This window comes from Pseudonocardia aurantiaca (genome assembly GCF_039526725.1).
GTDB classification, from domain to species: domain Bacteria; phylum Actinomycetota; class Actinomycetes; order Mycobacteriales; family Pseudonocardiaceae; genus Pseudonocardia; species Pseudonocardia aurantiaca.
On sequence record NZ_BAAAJG010000012.1, the window covers coordinates 98,225 to 110,972 of the forward strand.

The 12,748-nt window shown below is 70.3% G+C and carries 13 protein-coding genes and 1 pseudogene; 6 read left to right on the forward strand and 8 right to left on the reverse strand.

The window, feature by feature from the left end; genetic code table 11:
• Nucleotides 1-8: 8 nt before the first annotated feature.
• Both ABD143_RS20270 and ilvD read left to right on the forward strand, forming a co-directional pair.
• Nucleotides 9-416, forward strand: coding sequence for a PH domain-containing protein (locus ABD143_RS20270; protein WP_343980538.1), 408 nt, complete (start codon nt 9-11; stop codon nt 414-416).
• Nucleotides 417-420: 4 nt separating this feature from the next.
• Nucleotides 421-2,262 carry a dihydroxy-acid dehydratase gene (gene ilvD / locus ABD143_RS20275; protein WP_343980541.1) on the forward strand — a complete coding sequence of 614 codons (1,842 nt, stop codon included), beginning with the start codon at nt 421-423 and terminating at the stop codon, nt 2,260-2,262.
• Nucleotides 2,263-2,509: 247 nt separating this feature from the next.
• Here the strand turns inward: ilvD and ABD143_RS20280 are convergent, their stop codons facing one another.
• A complete protein-coding gene (locus ABD143_RS20280; protein ID WP_379659887.1) occupies nt 2,510-2,875 on the reverse strand; it encodes an ArsR/SmtB family transcription factor in 366 nt (121 codons plus the stop codon).
• A 37-nt stretch (nt 2,876-2,912) separates the two neighbouring features.
• Here ABD143_RS20280 and ABD143_RS20285 point away from each other — a divergent pair, with 37 nt between their 5' ends.
• Nucleotides 2,913-4,007, forward strand: a complete 1,095-nt coding sequence (locus ABD143_RS20285) for a cation diffusion facilitator family transporter (protein WP_343980547.1) — start codon at nt 2,913-2,915, stop codon at nt 4,005-4,007.
• A 2-nt stretch (nt 4,008-4,009) separates the two neighbouring features.
• On the opposite strand, the gene ABD143_RS20290 is transcribed toward ABD143_RS20285, so the two are convergent.
• A complete protein-coding gene (locus ABD143_RS20290; protein WP_343980550.1) occupies nt 4,010-4,672 on the reverse strand; it encodes a methyltransferase domain-containing protein in 663 nt (220 codons plus the stop codon).
• A 362-nt stretch (nt 4,673-5,034) separates the two neighbouring features.
• On the opposite strand from ABD143_RS20290, the gene ABD143_RS20295 reads away from it, so the two are divergent.
• Nucleotides 5,035-6,384: a HAMP domain-containing sensor histidine kinase gene (locus ABD143_RS20295; RefSeq protein WP_343980553.1), complete on the forward strand. Its 1,350-nt coding sequence runs from the start codon at nt 5,035-5,037 to the stop codon at nt 6,382-6,384.
• 765 nt (nt 6,385-7,149) lie between these two features.
• Nucleotides 7,150-8,094, forward strand: a complete 945-nt coding sequence (locus ABD143_RS20300) for a DUF1259 domain-containing protein (protein ID WP_343980557.1) — start codon at nt 7,150-7,152, stop codon at nt 8,092-8,094.
• Nucleotides 8,095-8,191: 97 nt separating this feature from the next.
• On the opposite strand, the gene ABD143_RS20305 is transcribed toward ABD143_RS20300, so the two are convergent.
• The 6 genes and pseudogenes from ABD143_RS20305 to ABD143_RS20330 form a co-directional block, all read right to left on the reverse strand.
• A complete protein-coding gene (locus tag ABD143_RS20305) occupies nt 8,192-8,560 on the reverse strand; it encodes a hypothetical protein (protein WP_343980560.1) in 369 nt (122 codons plus the stop codon).
• 304 nt (nt 8,561-8,864) lie between these two features.
• A pseudogene (locus ABD143_RS38270) lies at nt 8,865-9,387 on the reverse strand (chromate transporter); the annotation flags it as partial.
• A 41-nt stretch (nt 9,388-9,428) separates the two neighbouring features.
• Nucleotides 9,429-9,860, reverse strand: coding sequence for a chromate resistance protein ChrB domain-containing protein (locus ABD143_RS20315; RefSeq protein ID WP_343980565.1), 432 nt, complete (start codon nt 9,858-9,860; stop codon nt 9,429-9,431).
• The gene (locus tag ABD143_RS20320; RefSeq protein ID WP_343980568.1) at nt 9,857-10,360 is read right to left on the reverse strand and encodes a Chromate resistance protein ChrB; all 504 of its coding nucleotides are present in this window, start codon (nt 10,358-10,360) and stop codon (nt 9,857-9,859) included. Before ABD143_RS20320 ends, ABD143_RS20315 begins: the two co-directional genes overlap by 4 nt.
• Nucleotides 10,361-10,633: 273 nt before the next feature.
• The gene (locus ABD143_RS20325) at nt 10,634-10,981 is read right to left on the reverse strand and encodes a hypothetical protein (RefSeq protein WP_343980571.1); all 348 of its coding nucleotides are present in this window, start codon (nt 10,979-10,981) and stop codon (nt 10,634-10,636) included.
• Entirely contained in the window at nt 10,978-11,454 is a 477-nt protein-coding gene (locus ABD143_RS20330) for a chromate resistance protein ChrB domain-containing protein (protein WP_343980574.1), read from the reverse strand. Before ABD143_RS20330 ends, ABD143_RS20325 begins: the two co-directional genes overlap by 4 nt.
• Nucleotides 11,455-11,566: 112 nt before the next feature.
• Here ABD143_RS20330 and ABD143_RS20335 point away from each other — a divergent pair, with 112 nt between their 5' ends.
• A complete protein-coding gene (locus ABD143_RS20335) occupies nt 11,567-12,646 on the forward strand; it encodes a YncE family protein (protein ID WP_343980577.1) in 1,080 nt (359 codons plus the stop codon).
• Nucleotides 12,647-12,748: the final 102 nt, after the last annotated feature.

The following is a 12,748-nucleotide window of genomic DNA, read 5'->3' on the forward strand; positions in this document are numbered from 1 at the left end:
ATGGCCCGGTGAGCACGCCCGCTCCTGACGCCACCGAGGGCCCCGCCCCGCAAGCCGTCTTCCGGATCTCCCCGCTCGTCGTGCTGGTCGCGCTGACATTCACGGTCTGCGCCACGCCCTTCGCGGGCGGCGCCCCGTTCTTCTGGCTCGTCTACCTCATCCCGATCGGGATCATCATCTGGACGCTGCGCGTGCGCACCACGGTCGACGCGGAGACCGTGGCCGTACGGCGGGTGGTCGGGGGGCGGCGCGTACCGTGGTCGGAGATCAGCTCGCTGCGCCTGCGCGACCGTGCCAGGGTCAGCGCGGTGCTGACCGACGGTGGCGAGCTACCGCTCCCGGCCGTCCACGTCCGCGACCTGCCCCAGCTCGCCGCCGCCAGTGGCGGCAGGCTGCCCGATCCGGCTGGAGAGTGACCTGATGCCGGCCCTCCGTTCCCGTGTGACCACCCATGGCCGCAACGCCGCGGGAGCGCGTTCGCTCTGGCGCGCCACCGGCATGGGCGACGACGACTTCGGCAAGCCGATCGTCGCCATCGCCAACTCCTACACGCAGTTCGTGCCCGGCCACGTGCACCTCAAGGACCTCGGCGACCTCGTCGCGGAGGCGATCCGCGAGGCAGGCGGCGTGCCCCGGGAGTTCCACACGATCGCCGTCGACGACGGCATCGCCATGGGCCACGGCGGAATGCTCTACTCGCTGCCGTCGCGCGAGGTGATCGCCGACGCCGTCGAGTACATGGTCAACGGGCACGCGGCCGACGCGTTGGTCTGCATCTCCAACTGCGACAAGATCACGCCGGGCATGCTCAACGCGGCGATGCGGCTCAACATCCCCACGGTGTTCGTCTCGGGCGGGCCGATGGAGGCCGGCAAGGCCGTGGTCGTCGACGGCGTGGCGCAGGCGCCCACCGACCTGATCACGGCGATCTCCGCGTCCGCGTCGCCGCAGGTCGACGAGGCAGGCCTCGAGCTCGTCGAACGCTCCGCGTGCCCCACGTGCGGCTCGTGCTCCGGCATGTTCACCGCCAACTCGATGAACTGCCTCACCGAGGCGCTCGGGCTCGCGCTGCCCGGCAACGGCTCCACACTCGCCACCCACGCCGCGCGCCGCGAGCTGTTCCTGGAGGCCGGCCGCACGGTGATGGCGCTCGCGAAGCGCTGGTACGGCGAGGACGACGCCTCGGTGCTGCCGCGGTCGATCGCCAACCGCAAGGCGTTCGAGAACGCGATGGCGCTCGACGTCGCGATGGGCGGCTCCACCAACACGGTGCTGCACATCCTCGCCGCGGCGCAGGAGGGCGAGATCGACTTCACCCTGGCCGACATCGACGCGCTGTCGCGGCGGGTTGCGTGCCTGAGCAAGGTCTCGCCGAACTCGAACTACCACATGGAGGACGTGCACCGGGCCGGCGGCATCCCGGCGATCCTCGGCGAGCTGTGGCGGGGCGGGCTGCTCAACGAGGACGTGCACACGGTGCACTCGCCGTCGATGGAGGCGTGGCTCTCGGAGTGGGACATCCGCTCCGGCACCCCCTCGGACCGGGCGATCGACCTCTTCCACGCGGCCCCCGGCGGCGTGCGCACCACGGAGGCGTTCTCCACCGAGAACCGCTGGTCGTCACTCGACACCGACGCCGCGGGCGGCTGCATCCGCGACGTCGAGCACGCCTACACCGCCGACGGCGGGCTCGCCGTGCTGCGCGGCAACATCGCCCCCGACGGCGCCGTGATCAAGACGGCAGGCATCCCCGAGGACATCTGGCGCTTCTCCGGGCCCGCCCGGGTCGTCGAGAGCCAGGAGGAGGCCGTGTCAGTCATCCTCTCGAAGCAGATTCAGCCCGGTGACGTGCTCGTCGTGCGCTACGAAGGCCCGGCAGGCGGGCCCGGGATGCAGGAGATGCTGCACCCCACGGCGTTCCTCAAGGGCGCGGGCCTGGGCGCGAAGTGCGCGCTGATCACCGACGGCCGGTTCTCCGGCGGGTCGAGCGGCATCTCCGTGGGCCACATCTCGCCGGAGGCCGCCGCGGGCGGCGTGATCGGCCTGATCGAGGACGGCGACACCGTGCTGATCGACGTCCGGTCGCGCACGCTGGAGGTGCAGGTCGCAGACGAGGTGCTGGCCGAGCGGCGCGCCAAGATGGACGCGTCCGAGCGGCCGTGGCAGCCGAAGGACCGCGACCGCCCGGTGAGCAAGGCGCTGCGCGCCTACGCGGCTTTGGCGACGAGCGCACACACGGGAGCGGTCCGCCGGGTCCCGTAGCGACTCGCTCATCTGGAGCCGCTCGTCCGGCCGCTACCCGCCGACTCTTGCCGGCTGGAACTCGTGGAGGCCGTCGTCGCCCTCGACGCCCTGGCCAACCGCAGGAGCGGAGGTGACGGCGACGGTCCGCCGGGCCCTCGCCCGGCCACGAGATTCACACCAGATCCCCTAATCCAAGATGGAACAGCCCTCGTGTCCATCTCACGGTCTCCCGGCGCGTAAATGCCACGCGCCCGGCTCAGGCGCGTCATCGGTCGTCGCTGTGGTGGGGGATGTCGTGCAGGAGGTGTCCGGCGAACTGGTGTGCCTCGTCAACCAGGCCCCGCAGATGGTCGCTGGTGATGCGGTAGACCATCCGGCGGCCGTCGCGCCGGGCGTGGACCAGGCCGGCGAGGCGTAACCGCCCGAGGTGCTGCGACACCGAGGACCGGGATGCGGTGACCTGGGCGGTGAGGGTGGTCACGTCCTGCTCGCCGTCGGCCAGCAGCCGCAGCAGGTGCAGGCGGGTGGGATCGGCCAGATGTCGCAGGACATCCGCGGCGAGCACGAACTGCTCGCCCGTTGTTTGCTTTCGCACAGGGCTCGCATCTGCCATGTCGTTGCGCGCGCGCATGGTTGCATAATGCCTCTGAGCTGTGCATCCTGGCAACATGGGACACCCCCACGAGCTCCCGGACTCGCATCACGGCGAACAGCAGCACGGGCACGGGCACGGGCACGGGCATCAGCAAGGTGTGCGGGCGTGGGTGTCGTCGATCTTCCGACCGCACAGCCACGATGCCGCTGACTCGGTCGACTCTGCGCTGGAGTCCAGCGCCGACGGGATCCGCGCAGTGAAGATCAGCCTTCTTGCGCTCGGTGTCACCGCGGTCGCGCAGCTCGTCGTCGTGTTCCTTTCCGGGTCGAGCGCCCTGCTCGCCGACACGATCCACAACTTCTCCGACGCGCTCACCGCCGTCCCGCTGTGGGTCGCCTTCGCCCTCGGGCGCCGGGCGGCGACGCGGCGATACACCTACGGATACGGCCGCGCCGAGGATCTCGCCGGAGTCTTCATCGTCGCGATGATCGCGCTGTCAGCGGTGCTGGCCGGCTACGAGTCGGTGCGCAAACTGATCGACCCGCAGCCGATGACCAACGTGGGCATCGTGCTCGCCGCGGGCGTCATCGGGTTCCTCGGCAACGAGCTCGTCGCGATCTACCGGATCCAGGTCGGGCGCAGGATCGGCTCCGCGGCGCTCGTCGCCGACGGTGTGCACGCCCGGACCGACGGGTTCGCCTCACTCGCTGTGGTAGCCGCCGCCCTGGGTGTGATGGCGGGGTTCCCACTGGCGGACCCGATCGTCGGCATCGTGATCACCGTGGCCATCCTGTTCGTGCTGCGTGGGGCGGTGACGGACATCTACCGCAGGTTGATGGATGCCGTTGATCCCGCGTTGGTCGACCAGGCCGAGGCAGCTCTGCAGGCGGCGCCAGGGGTCGTCGCCGTCGAGTCGCTGCAGCTGCGGTGGACCGGCCACCGCATCCGCGCCGAGGCCGGCGTCGTCGTGGACCCCGACCTCACCCTCGTCCAGGCCCACGACATCGCCCACGAAGTGCAGCACCGCCTCCTGCACGACGTCCCGAAGCTGATGACTGCCACGGTGCACGTCAGCCCCCGGGACACGCTCGGCCACGACCACCACGCCGGTCTGTCTCATCACCCCATCGCCCTGGACAGGGGAGCCGTGTCTGCACCGCTACCGTGACGTCACGGCCGGAGCACCGCGTGGAATCGGTAGGCGTAGTGGATCGATCCGTAGAACTGCACCCGCAGCCCGGACCGGGCCGCGACCTGGCTGAGCTCCGGGAAGTCGTACCACGCACCGAGACGTTTGCGTACCAGTTCGCTGCCGAACCCCAGGAGAGCCGTGGGCAAGGAACGGCGCCTCCCTCCCGTCATATCGCCCCGCGCGTAGGCGAACCGCATCCGTGACCACGGGATACCGCTGATGATGATGGCGCCCCGCGCAGAGAGCATGGTCAGCGCGTTGTCGACGTGATCGGCTAGCTGTGTAGGGCTCCAATACTGCGCGACCTGACTGGAGAAGATCAAGTCGAACTCGTCGTTCGACCGATACGACGGACCGTCGGCGTGCACCAACTCAACGCCGGGGTCGGTTTCGTGGAAGACACCCAGCATCCGCTCGGAGAAGTCGACACCCACGTAGCGGTCGCACTTGTCGAACGCGAGGTGCCGGTGCAGCGCTCCATTGCCGCACCCGATCTCCAACACCCGCGCGGGGAAGGGGTCGGGAAACAGCAGCCGCAGCTCCTCCGCGTACTCGCGATAGTGAGCATCATCCTCTCGGACGTATTGCGGGGTCGTCTTGTCCGCCCAATAGGATTGCCAACGCTCACCCATGATCGTCATGAATCGCTCCTCCACCAGCGCCGTTGGCCGGGCCGCCCGACACATGACCACCCGGTCCCGAGCCCCCGCCTGTGACCTCTCAGGACGCGGAGGCAGGACCACGCAGTCGATCGTCGCTCGAGGACCGGTCCACCCGTCCTCGCTTCGCATGTGGCCTGTTCGCTGACACGACGAGCCGCGACGAGCCGATGCGGGGCGACCTCCTGACCTGCATCTACGAGGAGGACGTTACGAGAGCCAGTGTCAAGACGAGCACAACCGTGAGTAAAGGAGTGGCAAAACAACACTGGCGGGTGATCGGCGATGCTGCCGTCGCCCCCGATGCAGAAACATCTCGTCCAAACGCAGGAGGGAGCCCGGGCATGCGCCGACGCCTCGTGCAGTTCACCGTCGCGGCAGCGGTGCTGGCCGTGGGACTGTTCGGACTTCCGCTCGCCGTCGCCATCGGGCAGGACGCAGAGGCGAACGAACTCCGTCACCTCGAGCGGGTCGCCGAAGCCACCGCACTGGCCGTCGCGACGGACGTCTTCGAGGGTCAGGTCCCCAGCGGTCTTCCCGATCAGGCTGACGACGTCGAACTCGCGCTCTACGACCATCACGGCGCCCTCATCCTGGGCAGTGGCCCGCCCAAGCCGGGACCGCACGTTCAGCGGGCGATGACCGCGCAAGTCAGCGCCGGAGAAGCCGGGGATGCCCTCGTCGTGGCCGTGCCGGTCACGCACGATCGCGACGTCATCGGTGTGGTCCGCGCCGCCACCCCCGCGCTGGCTGTCGCCCGCACCGTGTGGCTGGCGTGGCTGGCGATGGCCGCGCTCGCCGCGACCGCGGTCGGCGCGGTCTACATCGTCGCGAGGAGGCAGGCCCGCACGATCGCCCGGCCGCTGGAGGACCTGTCCCGCGCCGCCCACCGCCTAGGCGACGGGGACTTCAGCGCCCGAGCGGCACCGGCGGCGATCCCCGAGATCGACTCGGTCGGCGACTCCCTGAACTCCACCGCCAGACGGCTCGGAGACCTCGTGCAACGAGAACGCTCCTTCTCCGCGGACGCCTCTCACCAGCTGCGCACACCGCTTGCCGGGCTCCGGCTCGAACTGGAGGCAGCGCTCGACAGCCGCCGCGCCGACGTGACGCCCGCGCTCCTCTCCGCCATCGCCGCGGTCGACCGGCTGGAACAAACCATCGAGAAGTTGCTCGCCCTGGCGAGGGACGACCGGCGCGACGTCGAGCCGATCGACGTGCACAGCGTTCTCGACGAGATCGAGCACGACTGGCTCCGCCGCCCGGCCACCGCGCAGCGCCCCCTACGCATCACGATCGACCCGCAGGCACCCCCGTGCGTGGCGTCGGGCACCGCGGTGCGGCAGGTGCTCGCCGTGCTGCTCGACAACGCCGCCGCGCACGGGGGCGGCGCGGTCACTGTGACCGCCCGCGACGCAGGCGAGGTCTTGGCCATCGACGTATCCGATCAAGGATCGGGCGTGACCGTTCCGGAGTCCGACCTGTTCGTGCGCCGAGCAGACACCGCCCGAGGCCACGGCATCGGGCTCGCGCTGGCGCGCAGCCTCGCCGAAGCCGAAGGCGGCCGCCTCTGGCTCACCAGCGCACATCCCGCCACGTTCACCCTGCTCCTCCCCGGCGCAGACAGCACAGCGGGCCGGGAGCGAGCGCTGTCAATAGCGGCAGATCAGGCTGACTGGTCCAACAAGCGGTAGCGTGCCCGCGCACCGTGACGATCTCCGCGACCGCGCCCCGCTAAGCAGTCTCCCCTAGCTTCCGCCGCAGCCCGGCGATATGGACGTCCAGCGCGGGGGTCGACCCGAATCAGTGCTCGTCCCACGCCTCGGCCATCAGCGTTGCGCGGCTCAACGCGGTTCCGGGGCCCGTCGAGCAGCCGGGCGAGCAGGTCGAACTCCTTCGCCCGCAGAACCAACTCGGGGCCCGCCACAACCGCACGCTGGCGGGCAAGATCGCCGACCGGCTCAGCTGCGTCTCCACCGCGCCGCTCCGACGACACGCTGCACGGCATCGACGTGATCGGCAACGTCGTCTCCGGCTGCGGGTTCTCGTCCCCTCGACCACGGCATCTACGTCAGCCACCCGGGCGGCACGGTGGCCAAGAACATCTCCTGCCGGAAACGCCGGGTTCGGGATCCGCCCGGACAGCCCCATGATCGCGCAGGCACCAGCGCGGACGCGTTCGGCATCGACATCGCCGGCAGCCCCCGGCCCCGCGGCGCCGCCGTGGACCATCGGGGTCTACGAGCAGTGACTCGGCGCCCAACCGGGCGATGTCCCATCGGTTGTGGCGCTTGGAGCGACCCGGTCAGCGCGAGATCGTCGGACACATCCGCCCCTGGCGAAACATCAACCTCACGAAGGTGTGACCGTGGTTGCAGAATCATCGGTGCCGTGGGGGCCGATTCGGGGAAGGGGTGGTAATGGTGAGGCGAGATAGCTTGGTGCGCACGATGGCTGCGGTGGGCGCCGCGATCGTGCTGGGAGGCTGTTCAGGTAACAACGCCGGCCAACCGCCCGCAGCCGGCGGCGGGCAGAGCATGGCCGCGCAGCCCGGCGCGTCGCAGCCAGTCCAGAGCAGTGAGGCCGACTGGAAGCCGGTCGCCGACGCCCTGGGCCGCTCCGGTCAGCTGGCTTCCGCGAACACCGTCTACCGGGTGAGCTTCCCCCGGCGCGACCTGTCGGTGGCCTCGCAGGGGGTGCCTGTCAAGGCGGGGCTGGCGTTGGGCTCCTACGCGGCATTCGCCCGCTACGGCAACGGGACGACGATGGCGATGGGTGACCTGGTGGTCACCGAGGAGGAACTGCCGAAGGTCACCGACGCGCTTCAGCAGAACGGGATCGCGCAGACCGCGGTGCACAAACACCTGCTCGAGCACACCCCGCCGGTGTGGTGGACCCACTTCGACGCCGAAGGTGCGGACCCGGGCGCGATCGCCCGAGGCCTCAAGGCCGCGCTGGACACCACGGACACTCCGCCGGCGGCCCCAGCCGCCCCGCCGGGGCCGATCGACCTGGGCACCGCCGCCATCGACACGGCATTGGGCGCCAAGGGCACCAACGACGGCGGCATCTACAAGTTCACCTTCGCCCGCAACGGCGGGGTGAGCATGCACGGCATGGCCCTGCCCCCGGCGATGGGGGTCACCACCGCGCTCAACTTCCAACCGACCGGTGGCGGGAAGGCCGCCATCAACGGCGACTTCGCCATGACCGCCGACGAGGTGCAGAAGGTGATCCAGGCGCTGCGTGCGGGCGGGATCGACATCGTCGAGCTGCACAATCACGCCTTCGACGACGACCCGCGACTGTTCTACATGCATTTCTGGGCCAACGACGACGCCGCCAAGCTTGCTCAGGCGCTGCATACGGCCGTCGCCGCCCAGAACGTCGCACCGGCGAGCTGACCTTAGACCTCGCCAGCACTACCGGCGCCGGTTGGCGCTGGGCTGGTGAGCGCCTCATGGTTTCCGAGCCGGTGGTGAGGGTCAGGAACTTCGGTGGTCAGTACAGGTAGATGTCGACGAGGAGAGCGCCGAGGCAGCCGAGCAAAGCCACGAGCGCGAGCCGGCGGCCGGGTTCGGTCCGCAGCGGCCCGAGGCCGAGCAGCACGGCCAACGCGGCGAGGGTGAACACGCCGGAGCCGGTGTCCTGCCAGCTGACCGGGAAGACCGGGATGGGCGCGTCGACGAAGAACTGGTTCGCGGCGGTGGCACGGAGGATCGCATTCCATGCCACCGGGCCGGCAATGGCGCCGGCCGCGGTGGTGAGCAGCACACCCGGGCTGCGCTCGCGGCCGATCAGCGCGACGAGCAGGACAGCGAGTAGCGCGGACAGCGCCGCGCCGTAGGCGATGACACCCCAGGGCAGCATCGGGGGCCCTCCAACCGTGGTCGTAGTTGATGGCATCCGGTGTGAGCGGGTTGGGCCGCGACGCCGCGATGCTAAGGGGGATCATGTGACCGGCAGTCCGGCGAGGCTCGCGAGGAGGCCGAGGGCGGCGCACACGCCGAGTGTCCGCAGCACCGACCAGCGGGCGGCGAAGAGGAGCGCCGCTGCCACGGCGGGTGTCGTGGCCGCCCGCGGCGGTCAGCGCCGGGATCCGCCGGGAGGCGAGCCAGCCCAGCAGTGCCGCGGCGGCGATGACGATCGAGAACGGCACCCCGAACGCGGCAAGCGCGACGAACGCCGCGACCGCGAGGCCAATGAGCACCGGGTGGTGCAGGGCCCGGCGCCCGACCCGGATCACGGCCTGGACGACGATCGGGACGACGCGGCGCCGAGCCGGGTGAACAGGGCCGCGACGGCGGTGGCCGCCGAACCCCACATAGAGCGCCGACAGCCCGAGCAGCGCGAACAGGCCGGGTAGCACGAACAGGACCCCGGCGACCAGCCCACCGCGCAGCCCGTTTGAGCAGCCACACGACGTAGATCGCGAGCTGGTGGGCCTCCGGGCCGGGCAGCAGCATGTAGTAACTTAGCGCGTGCAGGAACCGGCGCTGCCCGATCCACCGGTGCTCGTCCACCAGCGCTCGCTGCATGACGGCGATCTGCCCGGCTGCCCGCCGAAGGTCTGCAGTGAGATCGCGAACCAGGCACGCACCGCTGCGCCGAACGGGACCACGTCCGCTCCGCGGCCGGCGGGTGCCCGGTTGGCCCAGCCGGGTCGGCGGTCCGCGGGGGTGCGGTGGCCGGCGCATCGTTGGGCCGCTGCGGCATGTCTGCTCATGCTGGTGCGGGGTCAGGCGGGGGGTCGGCCGAGCAGCGTCGCGCGGCGGTAGTACTCGTAGAGGCCGTCGAACACTGGCCCGGTGATGGCCAGGACCGCCGGGTCGTCGAGGGTCATCGACAGCCCGCGCAGCACGACGTCAAGCCCTGCCGCCTCGGGGGCGTCGAAGCGGTCGTCCTCGATGTCGGCCTCGTGCACCGCCTCGGCCAGCTTCCACAGCACCGGATCGTCCAGCTCGTAGCGGCGCAGGATCGTCTCGAACGTGCAGTCCGGCCCATGGTGGGACAACTCCACCCCACGCATGTCGAACGCGGTCGCATCACGGGGCACCTCGAGCGGGTCCGCCACGAACACGAACTCCGCCTCCGGGTCGATAAACCGGCGGATCAGCCACGCACCCGCCGCCCGATCGATGTGCACCCCGCGCCGGGTCGCCCACCTCATACCAGCTCACCACGCTGGTCGGCGATCACGGCCGCGAGCGCACGCACGGCAGCACGCGCGGTCTCCTTCTGCTCCGGCGGGAAGTAGTCGCGCCGCTCGATCCTGCGCAGCTCACCACGCAACCGCCGCAACACGCCCGCGCGATCAGCAACCGGGCCGATCCGGGCGGCGTCGGCCTCTTGCTCGACCGCGGCGTACTCCATGGCTCGCGCCGCCTGCATCTGCTCGGCCAGCCGGCGCTCCTGCCCCCTCGAGGACGGCACTGCGGTCCACAGCACCGCGCTGCCACCCGCCTGCTCCACGTCGTCTGCCACCCACTCCAACTGCTCCCGGGTCCGCGCATCGGTCGGCAGCGCCACCACGCCGTCCCCGATCTGCGCCACCCCGAGCCGCTTCAACTTCCGCCATATCGCGATCCGCGGCGTCGAGGGCTCCCGCGGTACCCGATAGCACAGCAGAACCCACTCGCCGGCCGCTGGAGCTGTCGCCCCATCACTCATCTCGCCACCTTCCCAGGTTACAATGTAACCACGGTTGCACATCGATCGGAAGGACGCATGCCGGGGTGCCGCCAGACCGGCGGCGGGCTCGCGCGCTAGCGCGCGTTGCTAGGGGCTCGGCGCTGGCAGCTGATCAGCGCGACGAGCACGACAGCGAGCACCGGGAACGGCGCCGCACCATCGTTCGATGACGGCTTCCCGCTCCGCGCCGAGTCGGCCCACCTCAAATCAGCTCACCGCTCTCGTCACGGCTGTGCCTCCTGCCCCAGAGGTTCAGATCGTGATCACATTGACGGCGAGCGCGCACAACGTGGCCAGCGCGCGGACCTGGCGGTAGCGGCCGGCGTCGGCCGGTACCCGCAGGTCGGCGTAGACGCTCAACAACACGAAGACCAGGACAGGGGCGGCCCAGTCGTTGGCCGAGAAGCCCGGCAGCCCATCGTCGTTGAGCGGGCCCATGTTCGCCGAGAGCCGCCACACGGCCACCGCGGCCCCCGACAACACGCCGGCGGCGACCGCGTCCAACCACTCCGCGCGCGGAAAGCGCCACAACCCCACCGCGAGCACCAGCACGACGGTAACGGCGGCGGTGAACAGAATGTGCAGGACGCTGAAGATCATCGCCGGCCGGCCTCGTCGCCGGTGGCCGCGTCGAACTGACGACGGCACCAGGCGTAGAGGGCATCGTAGATGAACATGCCATGCGCCAGCAGCTGATGGTCGTCGGCCTCGACGTCCAGCCCCCCGACGCCCAATGCCAGCAGCCCGACCCCCAGCGGGTCAGTGTGGAGGTCACAGGCGATGCCGGCGGCATGCACGATCTTCGCCAGCCGAACCAGCGCCGGATCCTCCTCGAGGTGATAGGCGGCGATGAGCGTCTCCAACGTGCACAAGTGGCCACCGCCAGGCAGCGGCAGGTGTGAGTAGTCGGCGCCGCAGGTATCGAACGAGTTGCCCTTCAACAATCCCGCCACCTCCAGCACGTTGGCCTCGGGCACGCATTGGAAGACCGCGTCACGGTCGATGAAGCAGCGGATCAGCCACATGCAGGCGATCCGGTCGGTTGCGGGACGGGCCGGGGTGACCCAGTTCATCGGCTCTCCTTCCGCACGCCCGGCACCCTTCGCCGGACTATGATGCAACCATGGTTACACGAATCGCAGCCGTCGGGCCTGCTAGCCGGCCGCCGCTGGGCTGGGGTGACCGATGAGGGTCGCCCGACCCGGCCCCGACGTGCGGCACTGGTGGCGGCGACCTCGGGGGCTGCTGGTCGGTGCCGGTTCGTTGGTCGTGGCAGTGGCGATAGCGGTGGTGGTGGCATTCGTCGTGAACGGCGTGGGTTCGCAACTGCCGCCGCGTTCGGCGCTGCCGCAGCGGATCACCGGTCAGGTGCCGCTGCCCGGCGATGGATCACGCTTCGACTACGCCAGCGTGGACCCCGGGCGAGGGCTGCTGTTCATCGCGCACCTGGGCGCGAGTGAGGTGATCGAGGTCGACCTGCGCGCGCACCGCGTCGTTCGCACGATCCCCAACCTGCCCCAGGTCCACGGCGTGCTCGTCGTGCCCGCGCTGCACCGGATCTACGCCACCGCGACCGGCGCCAACCAGGTGGTCGGACTCGACGAGGACACCGGCGCCGTCGTGACCCGGTCTCCGACCGGCGACTACCCCGACGGGCTCGCGTTCGACCAGCGCCGCGCCGCGATCTGGACCACCAACGAGACCGGCGGGACGGAGACCGTGATCGACGCTGCCACCGGGAACGGCCGCGGCAATGTGGACCTGGGCGGGGAGGTCGGCAACGTGGTCTACGACCCGGCCGCTGATCAAATGTGGGTGGCCGTGCAGGGCCGCAACGACATGGCCGCGATCGACCCGGCCACGCTCACCGTCACCCACCGGATCCCACTACCCGGCTGCGACCACCCCCACGGCCTGACCATCGACCCGGGCAACCGGCTGGGCTTCGTGGCCTGCGATGGCAACGCCGCCCTGCTCACCGTCGACCTCACCACCGGGCAGACCCTCGGCAGCAGTCCCGTCGGCCCACAGCCGGATGTGCTGGCCTACGACCAGACCACCCACCGGCTCTACGTCGCCGCCGAAACCGGCTGGGTCGTGATCCTCGACCTACGCGATCGTCAACTGATCGTGGTCGGGTCCGATCACCTCGCCGACGGCGCGCACGTAGTCGCCGTCGATGAGCTCACCCACCGCAGTTACTACCCCGTACCGGCCGGCGCGGACGGGCACCCCGCCCTCTTGGAGGCAGAGCCTCTCCGGTAGCCCGGCGACATCCGTCGCACCTGGTGAGGGCGCTCACGTCGATCTGCCCGCTGGCCTATGGCGTCGCGGCAACCGACGGGGACTCACTGAGCACGATATGGC